This window comes from Microbacterium sp. T3-8, from assembly GCF_055398145.1.
This window is the reverse complement of sequence record NZ_AP027918.1, coordinates 3,186,651-3,202,265: the sequence shown is the minus strand read 5'-3', so window position 1 is coordinate 3,202,265 and position 15,615 is coordinate 3,186,651. Positions and strand designations below refer to the sequence as shown.

Sequence of the window (15,615 nt, the reverse complement as noted above, 5' to 3'; positions counted from 1 at the left end):
CGGCGGCGGAGGAGACGAGAATGGATCGATGCCCGCTAGCGACGCCCGGCACGACGCCGACGACCCGATCGACCTCTCGGTCGATCACGTCTCCTGCGACGGCGTCGTCACCCGGGTGACGCGCGTCGAGGCCGCCGATCCCGCGTCGTCGCGCGCATTCGTGCTCGTCGCCGGCCTCGGGGTGGCGGCCAGCTACTTCGAGTTCCTCGCGCCGACCCTCGCCGAGAGGGGCGACGTCTACGCCCTCGATCTTCCCGGCTTCGCCGGGATGTCGGCCGCGCCCGGGCGCACACCCGACGTCGCGTTCTTCGCGGATCAGGTCGAGGCGGTGCTCGACCACTACCGGCTCGACGACCCCGTGCTGATCGGGCACTCGATGGGGTCCCAGATCGTCACCGAGGTGCTGGGACGCAGGTCGGGCCTCTCGCACGCGGTGCTCGTGAGCCCGGTCGTCAACGAGGCGGAGGCGACGGTCTTCCGGCAGGCCGTGCGATTCGCGCAGTCGGCGACGCGGGAGTCGGTGCACCTCGCGATGATCGCGGTGTCGGCGTATCTTCTGTGCGGACCGGTCTATTTCGTCCGTGTGTTCCCGCACGTGCTGCGCTACCGGATCACCGAGCGGATCGCGGATGCCGACGCTGTCCTGCTGCTGATCCGCGGCGAGTTCGACACGACCTCGCCGCGCCGGTTCCACTCCCGTCTCGTCGCGGCGGCGGCGTCGGCGCGACGCTGGGAGATCGAGGGCGCCTCGCACTCGATCATCAACGGCCACGCGGTGGGGGTCGCCCAGCTCACGCTCGCGCACGTCGACGACCGGCTGCGGCGGAGGGGGCGTCTCGACGACGAGGATGCCGTGACCCCGCCGCCCCTGCACGTCGATGCGCGGCTGGTCTGGGGAGCGTTCACGGCGCGCGTGTCGGAATGGGTGAGCGCGCTGCGCCGCGATGAGGCGGGCGTCGAACGCGCCAAGGAACGCCACGCGCGGATCCTGCGTCGGGCATACGGTCGCCTGCGCCGCCGCCGCTCGGACGGCTGAGGGGTCGCGTTCCTTCAGCGGCGTGCGCGCAGCGCCAGCCAGGCCGCGGCACGGTCGTCGGCGCTCGACATCGACAGCCCGGTGACGTGCTCGATCCGTCGCACCCGTGCCGCCAGGGTCTGGCGATGGACGCCCAGGCGTGCGGCCGCGGCTCCCCAGGCGCCGTTCTCGGCGAGGAACGTGTGCAGGGTGTCGACGAGGTCGTCGTCGAGCGGATCGACCAGTGCGGCCAGCGTGCGTGCGTCACCGGGTGCGAGGCGGTCGAGCACGAGGTCGACGGTCGGCATCGCGCGGTAGTGCACGACGGAGCGCCCCTCGGTCGCGGCGACGCGGTGTGCGCGACGCGCCTCTTCGACGGACCGCGCGAGGGCGTCGAGTGCCGACGGGGAGCCGAGCCCCAGATGCAGGGGGACGGAGAACGTCGTCGCGCGATCCGCGATCTCGTCGATGTGCTCCGCGCGCACGAAGCCCGTCACCACCCCCTGCGCGGCGGTCAGCAGATGCGGCGCGCCGAGGTCTTCGAGCCAGTGGATGACGGCGCGCTCGGCGTCGACGCTTGACGAGCGGGCCGAGAGGGTGAACGCGGCCAGGGCGCGGTCGCGCACGCCCCACTCCTTCGCCAGCGCGACGGCGTTCGGTCCGCCGTCCTCCAGCACGCGCATCATCGTGGCGCGTCCGAGGCGTTCGGTCCTGCTGCCGTCGTGCGTGCGCAGGAGCAGATCGAGCAGCGCCGCCGCCTGCGAGCTGAGGTCGCGGGCGCGGCTGGTCGAGCCGCTGCGGGCGGTCACCACGAGGAACGCGGACATGTCCTCGTCGGTGCCGACGGGATGCACCTGCAGCGCCCGACTGCGCACGCGGACCGGGCGATTGAAGGCCACGGCGACCGCATCCCCGATGTGCAGCGCGCCGGCACCCGCCGAGGCGATCGGCTGCGCGTCGCGGTCGAGCAGCACGGCCCACCCGTCGAGACGTCGGGCCAGCTCGGCGACCACCCCCGCCACTCCGCTGCGGCGGGCGGCGAGCGCGAGCACCTTCGTCGCCGCGAGAACGGCGCGGTCCTCGGCAGCGGCATCCGTCGCGAGCACCGCCTGCAGCGTGGGCAGAACGACGGGCGGGTCGACCGTGGGCGCGATCAGCGCGGTGACCCCGTCCGGCACGGCGGAGAGAGGCCCGGTCGCCACGACCACGGCGAGCCGCAGCAGATCGCCGCGCTCCGGGTCGTCGAGTCCCCGCGCGATCTCGTCGGGGCTGCCGACCACGAGCGTCGCGAACTGTGGATGCGGCACGACGGCGAAGTCGCCCACCGGCACGGCGCTCGCCACAGTGGCCTTCGGGCCGAGAGCGCCGCCGGCGACGAGCGTCGCGCCGAGGAGCCGAGCGATCGATGCCAGGTCTCGTGCCATATCCGAAGTATAAGGAATGTCGATTCAGATGCTCGCCACTCGTCATTTTTGTGAATGACACCGCTGCGCCGCTGTTCCTACGATGAGGCGCGACCCACACGAACGAAAGGGGCCCCATGCAGGCCATCGTCTTCCGCGACAGCGACAGCCCGATCGAGCACACCGAGGTGCAGCTCGCTCCTCCGTCTGCCGGAGAGGTGCGGGTGAAGATCGCCGCCGCCGGGGTCTGCCACTCCGACCTGCACGTGAAGCGGGGCGAGTGGGCCGCCCCGGCACCGATGGTGATGGGCCACGAAGGCTCCGGCATCGTCACCGAGCTCGGCGAGGGCGTCACCTCGCTCGCCGTCGGCGACCACGTGGTGCTCAGCTGGGTGCCGCCGTGCGGCGAGTGCCGGTACTGCCGCTCGGGCCACGAGGCGCGGTGCCAGAAGGTCGCCACGGTGGTCGCGCCGCTCGGCGTGCTGTTCGACGGCACCTCCCGTCTCAGCAAGGACGGCGAGACGGTGCACCACTACCTGGGCGTCTCGTCGTTCGCCGAGGAGGTCGTGGTTCCGGCATCCGGCGCGATCAAGGTGCGCGATGACGCACCGCTCGACGTCATCGCCGTCGTCGGATGCGCGGTCGCGACCGGCGTCGGCGCGGTGATGAACACCGCGGGCGTCGAACCCGGAGCGCTCGTCGCCGTGATCGGATGCGGCGGCGTGGGCCTCAACGTCATCCAGGGTGCGCGGCTCGCCGGGGCCGAGCGCATCGTCGCGATCGACGTGCGCGAGGACAAGACCCGCCTCGCGGCGCAGTTCGGCGCCACCGACCAGATCGTCGCACCCGACGGCGACGCCGTCGCCCAGCTGCGTGCGCTGCTGCCCGACGGCGTCGACTACGCCTTCGACGCGATCGGTCGCACCGTCACCACCGAGCAGTCCATCGAGATGCTGGGCCTCGGCGGAGCCGCGGTGATCGTGGGGCTTCCCCCGACCGGTGCGCGCGCCTCGTTCGAGCCGCTGGTACTGGCCGAGGCCGACCAGCGCATCCTGGGCTCGAACTACGGCTCGGTGCGCCCGGCCATCGACATCCCCGCGCTCGTCGACCGGTACATGGACGGTCAGCTGATCCTCGATCCGCTCATCTCCTCGCGCCGACCGCTCGCCGAAGCCGCCGAGGCGTTCGAAGAGCTCGAGTCCGGCCAGGCCCTGCGCACGCTCCTCATCCCCTGACCTCTTCCCTCCCCTCCCTGCACTACTCCGCCGACCCCGATACGAAGGAGACCCCGTGACCACGACCACCCCCCAGAGCCCGCCCGGCCCCGCCGCCGGCGTCCCGATCGATGCCGGGCTGCGCCGCGGCGTGATGAGCGGACCGGAGCTCGCCGCCCAGGCGATCGCCAACATCGCCCCCAGCGCGGTCATCGCGTTCACCGCCGCGGCGATCTTCCTCGGCGCCGGCAACGGCACCATCTACGCCTTCGCCCTCGCCACGATCGTGATCCTCTGCGTCGGCTACTGCGTCGTGGTGTTCGCGCGCAAGCACGCTTCGGCCGGATCGCTCTACACCTACGTGTCGAAGGGCCTCGGTCCGGCCGGCGCGTACCTCGCCGGCGCGACGCTCCTGATCGGATGCTTCGGCATCGCCGCCGCCTCCCTCATGGGTTCGGTGTCGTACATGAGTCAGTTCCTCACCCTCCTCGGCATCCCCGCCTCGGGCCTGGGGTGGAGCATCGGGCTCGCCGTCGTGCTCGGCGGGCTCGCGACGCTGTTCACGATCCGCGGCATCCGACTGTCGGCACGCGTCTCGCTGGTGCTGGAGCTTCTGTCGGTCGCGATCATCCTCGTGCTGCTGATCTCGGCGCTCGTGTGGGCCGGGCCCGCGGCCTGGGATCCGGCCCAGCTGATCGCCGAGGGGTCGTCGTTCCAGGGCATCGCGGCCGGCATGGTGCTCGGCATCCTCGGGTTCGTCGGGTTCTCGTCCGCCGATGCGCTCGGACGTGAGGCGAAGAACCCCTACAAGGCGATTCCCCGCGCGATCATGTGGAGCGCGCTGACCGTCGGCATCCTCTACGTCTTCGCGGCGTACACGCAGATCGCCGTCCTCGGCGACGACCTGGCCACCGCGGCGAGCCCGCTCGAGAGCATGTCTGAGCTCATCGGCATGCCGCTGTGGTTCGCGCCGGTGCTGACCTTCGGCGTCGCGGCGTCGTTCTTCGCCGTCGTCGTCGCGCCGCTGAACGTGATCGGGCGCATCGTCTACGTGATGGGCAAGGAGGGCGTGGTGCACGAGCGGTTCGGTCGCACGCACGACCGCCACCTGACGCCGCACCGGGTGCTGCTCGCCGCGGGGGCGCTCGCCGTCGTCGTCGACATCGTGTTCCTCGTCGCGGGAGCCGACCCCATGGAGATCCTCGTGTGGGTCAACACCTGGGGCACCTACGGCTACATGGTCGCGTACGCGCTCGTCGCGATCGCCTGCGTCGTCTACACGCAGCGCGCCGGCATGCGCAACGGCCTCGTCTGGGTCTGCGCCACGATCGCCGTGGTCACGATGGCCTACGTGTTCTTCGCGAACGTGTTCCCCGTGCCCGCTTTCCCGTTCAACGTCATCCCCTACGTGTTCGTGGTCTGCGTGCTCGCCGCCCTCAGCCGCTACTGGTTCCTCCAGGCGCGTCGCCCCGAGGTGATCGCCCGCATCGGCAACACCGAGACGTCGGCGATGGACGGCGTCGGCTGATAGACCCCCCCGGGCGACGGTGGCCAGGAACCCGATGAGGGTCCTGGCCATCGTCGTGTCCGAGCGGACCCGTCTTCGAGCGCCTAGTCGATCAACTCCACCCCGAAGTCCGAGACCACGGCGCGCAGTTCTTCCAGATACCGCTGCGCCTGCTCGGTGAGGGGGATCGCGGACTGGCCGATCCACCCGATCTCGATGCGCTCGTCGACGTCGAGGGGGATCGCGGCGATGGAGGGGTCGAGGTCGTCGCTGATGATTCCGGTCGAGATCGTGTAGCCGTCGAGGCCGATCATGAGGTTGAAGATGGTGGCGCGATCCGAGACGCGGATCTCCTGCGGGGTCGACAGGGTGGAGAGGATCTCCTCCGCGAAGTAGAACGAGTTGTTCGCGCCCTGGTCGAAGGTGAGCCGCGGGAACCCGGCGAGGTCGTCGAGCGTGACGCGCTCGCGGGCGGCCAGCGGGTTCTTGCGCGAGATGAAGATGTGCGGGTCGGCGAGGAAGAGCGGGCGGAACGCGAGCCCCGAGTCGCGCAGCAGCTTGTCGATGACGCTGCGGTTGAAGTCGTTGCGATACAGGATGCCGATCTCGCTGCGCAGCGTGCGGACGTCTTCGATGATGTCCCACGTGCGCGTCTCGCGCAGCGAGAACTCGTATTCCGCGGCGCCGCTGGTCTTCACCATCCGCACGAACGCGTCGATCACGAACGAGTAGTGCTGCGCCGAGACGCCGAGCAGGCGCCGGGACGGCGGTCGGCCGAGGTAGCGCTGCTCGAGCAGTTCCACCTGCTCGGTGACCTGCCGTGCGTAACCGAGGAACTCCGCGCCGTCGGTGGTGAGCGTCACGCCGCGCGCCGATCGCAGCAGGAGCGTGCGCCCCGCCCGCGACTCGAGGTCTTTCATCGCGGCCGACATGGTGGGCTGCGAGACGTAGAGCAGGTCGGCGGCCGCACTGATCGAGCCCTCCGCCGCGACCTCGACGAAGTACTGGAGCTGCTGGAGGGTGATTCCGCTGGACGAGCGAGCCATAGGGAGAGCCTATATGGATGCATAGGCCAGGCAAGTTACCTGATAACCGGTGTCTGGTTGCACGATGGAGCTACAGACTTCCCCGGCCTCTCGGCCGATCATCCAGCAGATGGGCCTCTCATGGCGAACGACTTCACGTTCCACATCACCACCACGCGCTTCGACGAGGACTACTCGCCGTCGGACGACTCGCGCATCACGACGAACTTCGCGAACCTCGCGCGCGGCGAGCACCGTCAGCAGAACCTGCGCAACGCGCTCACGATGATCGACCGACGTTTCAACGACCTCGCCCACTGGGACAACCCGGCCCGCGACCGCTACACGCTCGAGCTCGAGATCATCTCGGCCGGGCTGGAGTTCGAGGCCGAGGGAGAGGACCAGCGGTTCCCGCTGCTCGAGGTGCTCGACATCCAGATCGTCGATCGCCTCACCGGCCGCCGTCACCACGGGATCGTGGGCAACAACTTCTCGTCCTACGTGCGCGACTACGACTTCAGCGTGCTGCTGCCGGCCGTGACCGAGGCGGCGGGCACGTTCACGCTGCCCGACGACTTCGGCGGCCTGCACGGCAAGCTCTTCCGCCGCTTCCTCGCCTCGGATGCCTACCGGGAGCGCTTCACGACCTCCCCGGTCATCTGCATCAGCGTCTCGACGAGCAAGGAGTACCGCCGCTCCGAGAACCACCACCCGGTGCTCGGCGTCGAATACCTGCAGGACGACCACTCCCTGACCGACGAGTACTTCGGGCGGATGGGTCTGCAGGTGCGGTACTTCATGCCTCCCGGAAGCGTGGCGCCGCTGGCGTTCTACTTCGAGGGCGACCTGCTGAACGACTACACCGACCTGCAGCTGATCGGGACGATCGCCACGATGGAGACGTTCCAGAAGATCTACCGCCCGGAGATCTACAACGCCAACTCGGCGGCGGCGAGCATCTACCGGCCGAGCCTCGGCCAGAACGACTACTCGTCGACGCAGATCGCCTACGACCGCGAGGAGCGCAGCCAGCTCGCGCTCGCGCAGGGCAAGCACACCGAGGAGCACTTCATGAAGCCGCATGGCGAGGTGCTCGCCCAGTGGGCCGCCGGCTACCCGGTCGCGGCCGCGTGAGCCGCGGAGCATCACCCGATATGAACACGCTTCTCCCCACCTCGATCGTCGGCAGCCTTCCGAAGCCCTCCTGGCTCGCGCAGCCCGAAACCCTCTGGTCGCCCTGGAAGCTCGAGGGCGATGCCCTGGCCGAGGGCAAGCAGGACGCCCTGCGCAGCGCCGTGCAGGAGCAGACCCGACGCGGCATCGACGTGATCAGCGACGGCGAGCAGACCCGCCAGCACTTCGTCACGACGTTCATCGAGCACCTCAGCGGCGTCGACTTCGATCAGCGCGAGACGGTCCGCATCCGCGATCGCTACGACGCGAGCGTGCCGACCGTCGTCGGTGCCGTGAGGCGCGAGAAGCCGGTGTTCGTCGACGACGCGCGCTTCCTCCGCCAGCAGACCGATCAGCCGATCAAGTGGGCCCTGCCTGGCCCGATGACGATGATCGACACGCTCTCGGACCGCCACTACCGGAGCCGAGAGAAGCTGGCCTGGGAGTTCGCGACGATCCTCAACCAGGAGGCGCGGGAGCTCGAGGCCGCCGGTGTCGACGTCATCCAGTTCGACGAGCCCGCCTTCAACGTGTTCTTCGACGAGCTCAAGGACTGGGGCGTCGCGACGCTCGAGCGGGCCGCCGAGGGACTGCGCGCCGAGACCGTCGTGCACATCTGCTACGGCTACGGCATCAAGGCGAACAACGACTGGAAGGCGACGCTCGGATCGGAGTGGCGCCAGTACGAGGAGTCGTTCCCGCTGCTGCAGCAGTCGATCATCGACACGGTGTCGCTCGAGCGGGCGAACTCGCACGTGCCGCTCGACCTCATCGAGCTCATCCGCGGTAAGAAGGTCATGCTCGGCGCGATCGATGTGTCGAGCACGACGGTCGAGACGCCCGAGCAGGTCGCCGACACGCTGCGCGACGCGCTCGCGTTCGTCGACGCCGACAAGCTCGTGCCGAGCACGAACTGCGGCATGGCGCCCCTGCCGCGAGACGTCGCCCTCGGCAAGCTCAGCGCGCTCAGCGCGGGGGCGGCGCTGCTCCGCGACGAGCTGTCCGCGAACGCACGGTGACCGCGCCCGGCGTCGCGGGTGGGGGTCACACCCGAGGCGGCTCGCTCGGCGGGAAGAGCAGGCGCGTCTGGTAGCGGGTCATCGCGAAGACGACGGCCCCGAGACCGGCGAAGACCACGGCACCGACCGCTGTGACCCAGCCGATGACCGACGACGCATAGTCGGACGGATCGTTCGCCCCGACGATGATGAAGAACACCCCGATGGTGAGAGCGATCGCCGCGAGGGCGAACACCCCGATGCCGACCCAGCGCAGGGCGGCTTGAGCCTGCGGAGCGTGGAACGTCGGGCGGATGCCGAACTTCGAGTTCGTGTACTGACTCCATCGCGCGCCCGTCCACCAGCGACCGGTGGTGCCGGTGATCGGGTACCAGCCGGCCCCGGGCCCCTCCTGCTCGCCGGGAAGCGGGCGGAACGCCTCGGCCATCAGCGGGGCGGAGGTCGGCACCGGGATGCGCAGTACGGCGGTCGTCTGGATCGCGATGCCGAACCACAGGGCGGCCACGAGCAGCATCGGGATTCCGGCGAACGAGACACCGGGAGCGAGCGTGCCGAGCACGAACTGCACGGCGCCCAGCGAGGCGAAGACGGCCCCCAACGCCCAGGCGAAACCCACCTGCTCGGTGCTCGCCCAGTCCGTGCCGTGCGAGCCGTCGCTCTTCGTGCGCATCGCCGTCCACTTCTTCCCGTCCCACCAGCGGGCGGGGCCGGCGGGGGTGACGTACCAGCCGGGCAGGGGGCCGGCAGCGATCGTCGACGTCGGGCCGACGGGCGGTGCGGATGCCGCGACCGCAGCCGGAGCATCCGCCTCGTGCGCCGTCCACTGCGTGCCGTCCCACCAGCGCACACGCCCCGGCGTGCCCGCGTCGTACCATCCCGGTGCTGCGTTCATGAAGCGACCCTCCCCGTCGGCTGTAGCGGTTCGAGCGTAACGTCTCGGCTCGCGCGGCCGCCTCTGATGCGGGGCCGAGAGCGGGCAATCCTTGGCAAATCTCGTGGCAAGTTCGTGACGATCACATGACGCACCCATCGAAAAAGCGCGGTATCACAAGGGTCGCGTGGCACATCTGTGGCACATCGCTTGTCTTGCCGGATCGGCGATCCATACAGTTCCCTCAAGCGAGCGAAAGCGCCGCCCATGAATCAGCTAGCGGACCCGCGCACCCCCGACATCGGCGCCTGACGCTCGATCGTGGTACCTGTTGAGAGTCCGCCAATGGAGGCGAAATGACGAATACTGCAATTCCCAAGAAGACGCCCGCGAAGGCGGCCATCGCTTCCTGGGTCGGCACGACCCTGGAGTACTACGACTTCGCCGTCTACGGCACGGCCGCAGCGCTCGTGCTCAATCAGCTGTTCTTCCCCCCTGAGCTCCCCGAGGGTGTGCGCGTGCTGCTCAGCATGATGACGCTCGCGGTCGGCTACGTGGTCCGCCCGCTCGGCGCCTTCATCCTCGGCCCGCTCGGCGACCGCTTCGGCCGCAAGTTCGTCATGATGCTGACGCTGTTCGGCATCGGCATCTGCACGTTCATCATCGGCTGCCTGCCGACCTTCGAGCAGATCGGCGTCCTCGCCCCGATCCTGCTGGTGGTCATCCGCATCATCCAGGGCCTGTCGGTCTCGGGCGAGCAGGCCAGCGCGATCTCGATGAGCCTCGAGCACGCCTCCGACAACCGCCGCGGCTTCACGACGAGCTTCGTCACGAGCGGTTCCGCCTCGGGTGGCCTGCTCGCGACCGCCGTCTTCATCCCCTTCGCGGCACTGCCGACCGAGGACCTGCTCGGCTGGGCCTGGCGCATCCCGTTCTGGCTCTCGGCCGTCGTCGTCGTGGTCGCGTACCTCATCCGCCGCAACCTCGAAGAGCCGCCGTCGTTCGTCGAGACCCAGGCGATCAAGGCGCAGCTGCCGCCGATCAAGCAGGTGCTGCGCTTCCACTGGCGCACGATCATCCGCGTCGCCGCCTGCGCCATGATCGCCGGCGTCAGCTACCTGTTCGCCACGTTCTCGGTCGCCTTCGCGACCACCGGATACGGCCTCGACAAGTCGACCATGCTCTGGGTGCCCGTGCTCGCCAGCCTGCTCGCCCTGCTCTACACGCCGTTCGCCGGGTACATCTCCGACCTCATCGGCCGCAAGACGGTCTTCATCATCGGAGCCGTGGGCGCCGGTGCCACGACCGTGCCGTACCTGTGGGCGATCAGCGAGGGCAACTGGCCGCTGATCTTCACCCTCGGCATCCTCTGCAACGGGTTCTTCTACTCCACGGCCAACGCCGCGTGGCCGGCGTTCTTCGCCGAGATGTTCCCGAACCGCGTCCGCGTCTCGGGTCTCGCGGTCGGCACGCAGATCGGCTTCGCGATCGCCGGTGCCATCGGCCCGGTGGCCTCCACGGCGCTCGCCGGAGAAGACCTGCAGAACTGGTTCGGACCGGCCCTCCTCGGGCTCGGACTCATGGCGATCGCCGTGATCGCGGCGCTCACCGCGAAGGAGACCCGTCGCTACTCGCTCGACGAGGTCGACGACGTGCAGCAGACCCAGAAGGAGAAGGACGCGGTCACCGCGTCGATCCTCGTCCCCTGACGACGGATGCCTCGAGGGCCCGGGAAGCTTCGGCATCCCGGGCCCTTCGAGCGCCCGGGAAGTCGTGAGGGGTCAGGACACGCCGCAACGCGGCATCCGTTCAGGGCGTGTCTTGACCCCTCACGGAGGAACGACGGAGGGAGCGGGCGTCAGGCTTTGCGGGGGCCGGTGGATGCCCGCACCGTGAGGTGCGCCGAGATGTGGTCGATGCGGTCGGAGCGATCGCGGGTCGCGAAGCGGCCGATCAGCATGTCGACCGCGGCGCGACCGGCGCTCTCACCCGGCGAGGTGACGGTGGTCAGCGGCGGATGCGAGAACGACGAGCCGAAGATGTCGTCGCAGCCGACCACGCTGAGGTCGTCGGGGATCGAGACGCCGAGCTGGCGGAATCGGTCGAGCGCCCCGATCGCGAGCACGTCGTTGAAGAAGATGCAGGCGGTCGCGCGGGTGAGCACGACGGCATCCGCTGCGGCCGCCCCGTTCGCGAGGGTCACGTGGTAGCGGCCGACGGCGACGAGGTCGACGCCGTCCTCCTCGGCGGCAGCCGTGATCGCGTCGAAGCGCGTGCCGTCGGTCCAGGAGCCGTGCGGGCCGCGCACGTAGGCGATGCGGGTGTGTCCGAGCGAGTGCAGGTAGTGCACCGCCTGCGCGAGGCCGGCGGGGGTGTCGATCACGACGCCGGAGAGCCCGGGGGACTGGCGGTTGATCACCACGGTCGGCGCGATCTGCGCGACCGCGCGCAGGGCCTCGTCATCGATGCGCGGCGACGACACGACGATGCCGTCGACGGTGCGGGCGAGCTCGCGCAGCCACTGCTCCTCCATCGGCAGCGACTCCTCGGTGCTGACGAGAAGGTGCAGGTAGCTCGCCGCCCGGATCTGCGCCTGAGCGCCCCGGGTCACGTCGAGGTTGAACGGGTTGGTGAGGTTCGGGAGCACGAGCGCGATCGTGCCGCGCGCGAGGCGGTTCTCGGCGGCGGGCAGGAGCGCCGAGGTGTAGCCCATCTCCTGCGCCTTGCTGGTGATGCGCACGTACATCGCCGGGCTCACGCGGTTGGGGTTCGAGAGGGCGCGCGAGACCGTCGAGGGGGCGACGCCGAGCGCCTCGGCGATCTCGGTGAGGGTGACGCGGCGCTGCACGCGGCGGGCGGGAACGGCCATGGCTCGATGGTAGCGAAGCGGCGCCGTCATCGGTACCCATTGCTGGCACGGATTTTGCCAACCGACCGAACCGAATGTCGGAGAAACACGGGATTTGAGCGAGGTATCCGGCACGGAAGCGGCACGATCCTGCACCCTCCGGTGCCGACCGTCCTAGCCTTTTCCCGACGGCGGAATCGACGACGAGAGGAGCTGGCGATGACCCGCAGGATCGACCTGGTCGCTGACCTGGGTGAGGGCTTCGGCCCGTGGCGGATGGGCGACAACGCCGCCCTCCTCGACGTGCTCACCTCGGCCAACATCGCGTGCGGCTTCCACGCCGGCGACTCGCAGATCATGGACGAGACCGTCCGCGCCTGCGTGCAGCGCGGCGTCGGCATCGGCGCCCACCCCTCCTTCCCGGATCTGCAGGGCTTCGGGCGTCGCGACATGGGCCTCACGGCCGACGAGGTGCGCACCGACGTGCTCTACCAGTTCGGTGCGCTGCAGGCGATCGCCGCCTTCCACGGCACACAGGTCACCCACCTCGCCCCGCACGGCCGGCTCGGCAACCTCGTCGCGGTGCGCGAGGACTACGCGGATGCCGTCGCCACCGCCGCCGCGCGCCTCGACCCCGAGCTCATCGTGCTCGCCCAGGACGGCAAGCTCGCCGACGCCGCCCGGGCCGCGGGTCTGCGCGTGGGCATCGTCGGCATCGCCGACCGCGCCTACGAGGACGACGGCACCCTGGTGCGCCGCACCGAGCCCGGCGCCGTGATCCACGACGCCGAGGAGATCCGTCGGCGCACCGTGCGGATGGTCGTCGACGGCGTGATCGAGAGCCGTAACGGCGTGCTCATCCCCGTCGCCTGCGACACGGTGCTCGTGCACGGAGACACCGCCGGCGCGGTGGAGCTCGCCCGCCGGATCCGTGCGGGCCTCGAATCGGCGGGCGTCGAGATCGCCCCGCTCGCGGACTGGCTGGAGTGAGCGACCCCATGTCATCGGCATCCGTCGTCATCTCGCCCAGCGGCAACTCCGCGCTGCGCGTCGCCAGCACCCTCGCCGACCGCGAAGCGGGCTGGCGCCTCGTGCACCACCTGGCCCGTTTCGTCGACGAGGCCCACGTGCCCGGCGTCGAGTGCGTCATCCCCACCTACGACGCGGCGCTGATCGAGATCGATCCCGCCGAGGTGTCGCTCGAGCGTCTCGGCGAGTACCTCGCGCACGTGGTCGACGGCCTCGATCACGACCGCCCGCTCACCGACAGCCCGCGCACCTTCGACGTGCCGGTGCTCTACGACACCGACGGCGAGCTCGACCTCCGCACCGTCGCCGATGCCCAGGGCCTCAGCGTCGCCGACGTCATCCGCCTGCACTCCGAACCGACCTACGTGGTGCGCTGCCTCGGTGCTCCCGGCGGCTCGCCCATGCTCGACGGCCCGCCGTTCCCCCTGCCCGTTCCGCGTCTCGCGAGCCCGCGGGCGCACGTGCCGCAGGGCGTGGTGTCGGTCGCCGGACGCCAAGCGACGATCACCCCGGCCGCGGCCCCCGGCGGCTGGCCGCTCATCGGGCGCACGCCGCTCGTCGTGCTCGACCTCGCGGCGGAACCGTTCGCGCCCTACGAGCCCGGCGACCTGATCCGCTTCCGCGCGATCGACCAGGCGGAGTACGACGCCCTGCTCGGCACCCGGATGGTGGCGCTGTGAACGCCGGGGCGGGGAACGCGCATGCGGTGAACGCCGGCGCGCTGACGGTCATCGAGGCCGGATCCACCCAGGTCACCGACCTCGGGCGGCGCCGGGGTCCCCGCTTCGGCGTGCCGGTCAACGGCGCTCTCGATCAGCGCTCGGCCCGGATCGCGAACATCCTCGTCGGCAACCCCGAGACCGCCCCGGTGCTCGAGATCACCGCCCTCGACGCCGAGTTCGTCGCCGACATCGACATCCTCATCGCGGTCTCCGGCGCCGACGGGCACCTCACCGTCGACGGCGTCGGCCGGCCCACGAACCAGCCGGTCTCGGTGCGCGCGGGCGAGGCGATCGCCCTGCGGCAGATCCAGGGCGGGTTGCGCTCCTACCTCGCGGTGCGCGGGTCGTTCGACGTGCCGCAGCTGCTCGGCAGCTGCGCTCCCGACTCGGTGCTCGGCTTCGGCGGGCGCCTCGTGGTCGGCGAGCGGATCGCGTTGCGCACCGCCACGGCACCGGTCTTCAACGCGCACTTCACGGCCGAGCTCTACGACCTCGACGTGCCGCGACTGCCCACGGGCTTCATCGTCGACGTCACCGACGGCCCCGACCTCGACGACTTCGCGGGTACCGCCGACCGACTGTTCGCCCAGCCCTATCTCGTCACCCCGAAGAGCAACCACATCGGGCTGCGCATGACGGGGCCGCTGCCCGAGCGGCGGACGCAGGGCGAGGTGCTCTCGCGCGGCGTTCCCGTGGGGGCGGTCGAGGTTCCGCCGGGCGATGAACTGCTCGTGCTGCACCGCGGGCGGGGCGTCACCGCCGGGTACCCGGTGCTCGCGGTCGTCACCTCCGGCTCGCTCGATGTGCTCGCCCAGGTGCGCCCGGGGCAGCACCTCCGCTTCCGGCGGCTCTCGGCATCCGATGCCGCGGCCCGTGCCCGCGCCGAGCTCGTCGAGCTCGAAGCGCTCCGCCTTCGCGTCCGCTCCGTCTTCGACGCGCTGGACGCCCTCTCCACAGCCACCACCGGAAGGACCCTCCTATGACTTTCTCCGACTACCGCACCGCCGTCGTCACCGGCGCGACGAGCGGCGTGGGCCGCGGCGCGATCGACCTCTTCCTCGCGAAGGGTCTCACCGTGCACGCGATCGCCCGCGACGAGCAGAGGCTGGCGGCCCTCGCCGAGAAGGGCGTGATCACCCACGCGCTCGACGTGCGCGACACCGCCGCCCTCACGCGTGCGCTCGACGGGGTCGAAGCCGACATCGTGCTCAACAGCGCCGGTGTCAGCCGCGCGGGCAACATCCTCGACGCCTCGGCCGACGACCTCGACGACCTCGTCGAGGTCAACCTCACGGCGGTCATGCAGATCCTGCGCCTGCTCTACCCGGGCATGGTCGAGCGCGACCGCGGCCACGTGCTCAACATCTCGTCGATCGCTGGGCACTACAACTTCTTCGGCCACACGGCCTATCACGCGACCAAGGCCGCCGTGCACCAGCTGTCGCGCCAGCTGCGCAACGACGCCCTCGGCAAGCGGGTGCGCGTCACCGAGCTGAGCCCGGGCCGCATCGAGACCGAGATCTTCTCGCGCAACCTGGGCGGCACGCCCGAGACGGATGCCGCCGCCTGGGCGACCTACTACGAGGGCTTCGAGTCGCTCACGGTCGACGACATCGTCGCGGCCATCGACTACGCGGTCGACGCCCCCTCGCACGTGAACATCGGGCTCATCGAGCTCATGCCCACCTTCCAGGTGCCCGGAGGACTCACCTTCGACCGCCGCGACGCCGAGCTCGTGGAGTCCGCAGCGACCGCCGCGAGCGCCGAGTAAACGAGAACGCAGAGTAAA

General features: G+C 70.3%; 14 protein-coding genes. 10 read left to right on the top strand and 4 right to left on the bottom strand.

The window, feature by feature from the left end; translation table 11 throughout:
- The first annotated feature begins 28 nt into the window (after positions 1 to 28).
- The gene (locus ACZ5Y9_RS15400; protein WP_464471736.1) at positions 29 to 1,036 is read left to right on the top strand and encodes an alpha/beta fold hydrolase; all 1,008 of its coding nucleotides are present in this window, start codon (positions 29 to 31) and stop codon (positions 1,034 to 1,036) included.
- A gap of 14 nt (positions 1,037 to 1,050) precedes the next feature.
- Here ACZ5Y9_RS15400 and ACZ5Y9_RS15395 read toward each other — a convergent pair whose 3' ends face one another.
- Positions 1,051 to 2,439: a helix-turn-helix domain-containing protein gene (locus ACZ5Y9_RS15395; RefSeq protein ID WP_464471735.1), complete on the bottom strand. Its 1,389-nt coding sequence runs from the start codon at positions 2,437 to 2,439 to the stop codon at positions 1,051 to 1,053.
- A 116-nt stretch (positions 2,440 to 2,555) separates the two neighbouring features.
- Here ACZ5Y9_RS15395 and ACZ5Y9_RS15390 point away from each other — a divergent pair, with 116 nt between their 5' ends.
- Positions 2,556 to 3,653 (top strand): alcohol dehydrogenase catalytic domain-containing protein, encoded by a 1,098-nt coding sequence (locus ACZ5Y9_RS15390; RefSeq protein ID WP_247956871.1) that lies wholly within the window; start codon positions 2,556 to 2,558, stop codon positions 3,651 to 3,653.
- Positions 3,654 to 3,786: 133 nt separating this feature from the next.
- Positions 3,787 to 5,160, top strand: coding sequence for an APC family permease (locus ACZ5Y9_RS15385; protein ID WP_281731597.1), 1,374 nt, complete (start codon positions 3,787 to 3,789; stop codon positions 5,158 to 5,160).
- 83 nt (positions 5,161 to 5,243) lie between these two features.
- On the opposite strand, the gene ACZ5Y9_RS15380 is transcribed toward ACZ5Y9_RS15385, so the two are convergent.
- Positions 5,244 to 6,185, bottom strand: a complete 942-nt coding sequence (locus ACZ5Y9_RS15380) for a LysR family transcriptional regulator (RefSeq protein ID WP_464471734.1) — start codon at positions 6,183 to 6,185, stop codon at positions 5,244 to 5,246.
- A gap of 120 nt (positions 6,186 to 6,305) precedes the next feature.
- Here ACZ5Y9_RS15380 and ACZ5Y9_RS15375 point away from each other — a divergent pair, with 120 nt between their 5' ends.
- Both ACZ5Y9_RS15375 and ACZ5Y9_RS15370 read left to right on the top strand, forming a co-directional pair.
- Entirely contained in the window at positions 6,306 to 7,298 is a 993-nt protein-coding gene (locus ACZ5Y9_RS15375; RefSeq protein ID WP_464471733.1) for a DUF1852 domain-containing protein, read from the top strand.
- Positions 7,299 to 7,318: 20 nt separating this feature from the next.
- A complete protein-coding gene (locus ACZ5Y9_RS15370; protein WP_464471732.1) occupies positions 7,319 to 8,356 on the top strand; it encodes a methionine synthase in 1,038 nt (345 codons plus the stop codon).
- 25 nt (positions 8,357 to 8,381) lie between these two features.
- Here ACZ5Y9_RS15370 and ACZ5Y9_RS15365 read toward each other — a convergent pair whose 3' ends face one another.
- The gene (locus tag ACZ5Y9_RS15365; RefSeq protein ID WP_464471731.1) at positions 8,382 to 9,248 is read right to left on the bottom strand and encodes a DUF2510 domain-containing protein; all 867 of its coding nucleotides are present in this window, start codon (positions 9,246 to 9,248) and stop codon (positions 8,382 to 8,384) included.
- Between the two features lie 335 nt (positions 9,249 to 9,583).
- Between ACZ5Y9_RS15365 and ACZ5Y9_RS15360 the strand changes: the two genes are divergently transcribed.
- Positions 9,584 to 10,936 (top strand): MFS transporter, encoded by a 1,353-nt coding sequence (locus tag ACZ5Y9_RS15360; protein WP_464471730.1) that lies wholly within the window; start codon positions 9,584 to 9,586, stop codon positions 10,934 to 10,936.
- A gap of 149 nt (positions 10,937 to 11,085) precedes the next feature.
- On the opposite strand, the gene ACZ5Y9_RS15355 is transcribed toward ACZ5Y9_RS15360, so the two are convergent.
- Positions 11,086 to 12,096: a LacI family DNA-binding transcriptional regulator gene (locus ACZ5Y9_RS15355; protein WP_464471729.1), complete on the bottom strand. Its 1,011-nt coding sequence runs from the start codon at positions 12,094 to 12,096 to the stop codon at positions 11,086 to 11,088.
- A gap of 198 nt (positions 12,097 to 12,294) precedes the next feature.
- Here ACZ5Y9_RS15355 and ACZ5Y9_RS15350 point away from each other — a divergent pair, with 198 nt between their 5' ends.
- From ACZ5Y9_RS15350 to ACZ5Y9_RS15335, 4 genes are read left to right on the top strand one after another with little or no spacing between them, the layout of a single operon-like run.
- The gene (locus ACZ5Y9_RS15350) at positions 12,295 to 13,065 is read left to right on the top strand and encodes a LamB/YcsF family protein (protein WP_464471728.1); all 771 of its coding nucleotides are present in this window, start codon (positions 12,295 to 12,297) and stop codon (positions 13,063 to 13,065) included.
- A complete protein-coding gene (locus tag ACZ5Y9_RS15345) occupies positions 13,062 to 13,784 on the top strand; it encodes a 5-oxoprolinase subunit B family protein (RefSeq protein ID WP_464471727.1) in 723 nt (240 codons plus the stop codon). Before ACZ5Y9_RS15350 ends, ACZ5Y9_RS15345 begins: the two co-directional genes overlap by 4 nt.
- Positions 13,781 to 14,809 carry a 5-oxoprolinase subunit C family protein gene (locus tag ACZ5Y9_RS15340; protein WP_464471726.1) on the top strand — a complete coding sequence of 343 codons (1,029 nt, stop codon included), beginning with the start codon at positions 13,781 to 13,783 and terminating at the stop codon, positions 14,807 to 14,809. The genes ACZ5Y9_RS15345 and ACZ5Y9_RS15340 overlap by 4 nt, the downstream gene beginning before the upstream one ends.
- Positions 14,806 to 15,597 carry an SDR family oxidoreductase gene (locus tag ACZ5Y9_RS15335; RefSeq protein ID WP_400444758.1) on the top strand — a complete coding sequence of 264 codons (792 nt, stop codon included), beginning with the start codon at positions 14,806 to 14,808 and terminating at the stop codon, positions 15,595 to 15,597. Before ACZ5Y9_RS15340 ends, ACZ5Y9_RS15335 begins: the two co-directional genes overlap by 4 nt.
- Positions 15,598 to 15,615: the final 18 nt, after the last annotated feature.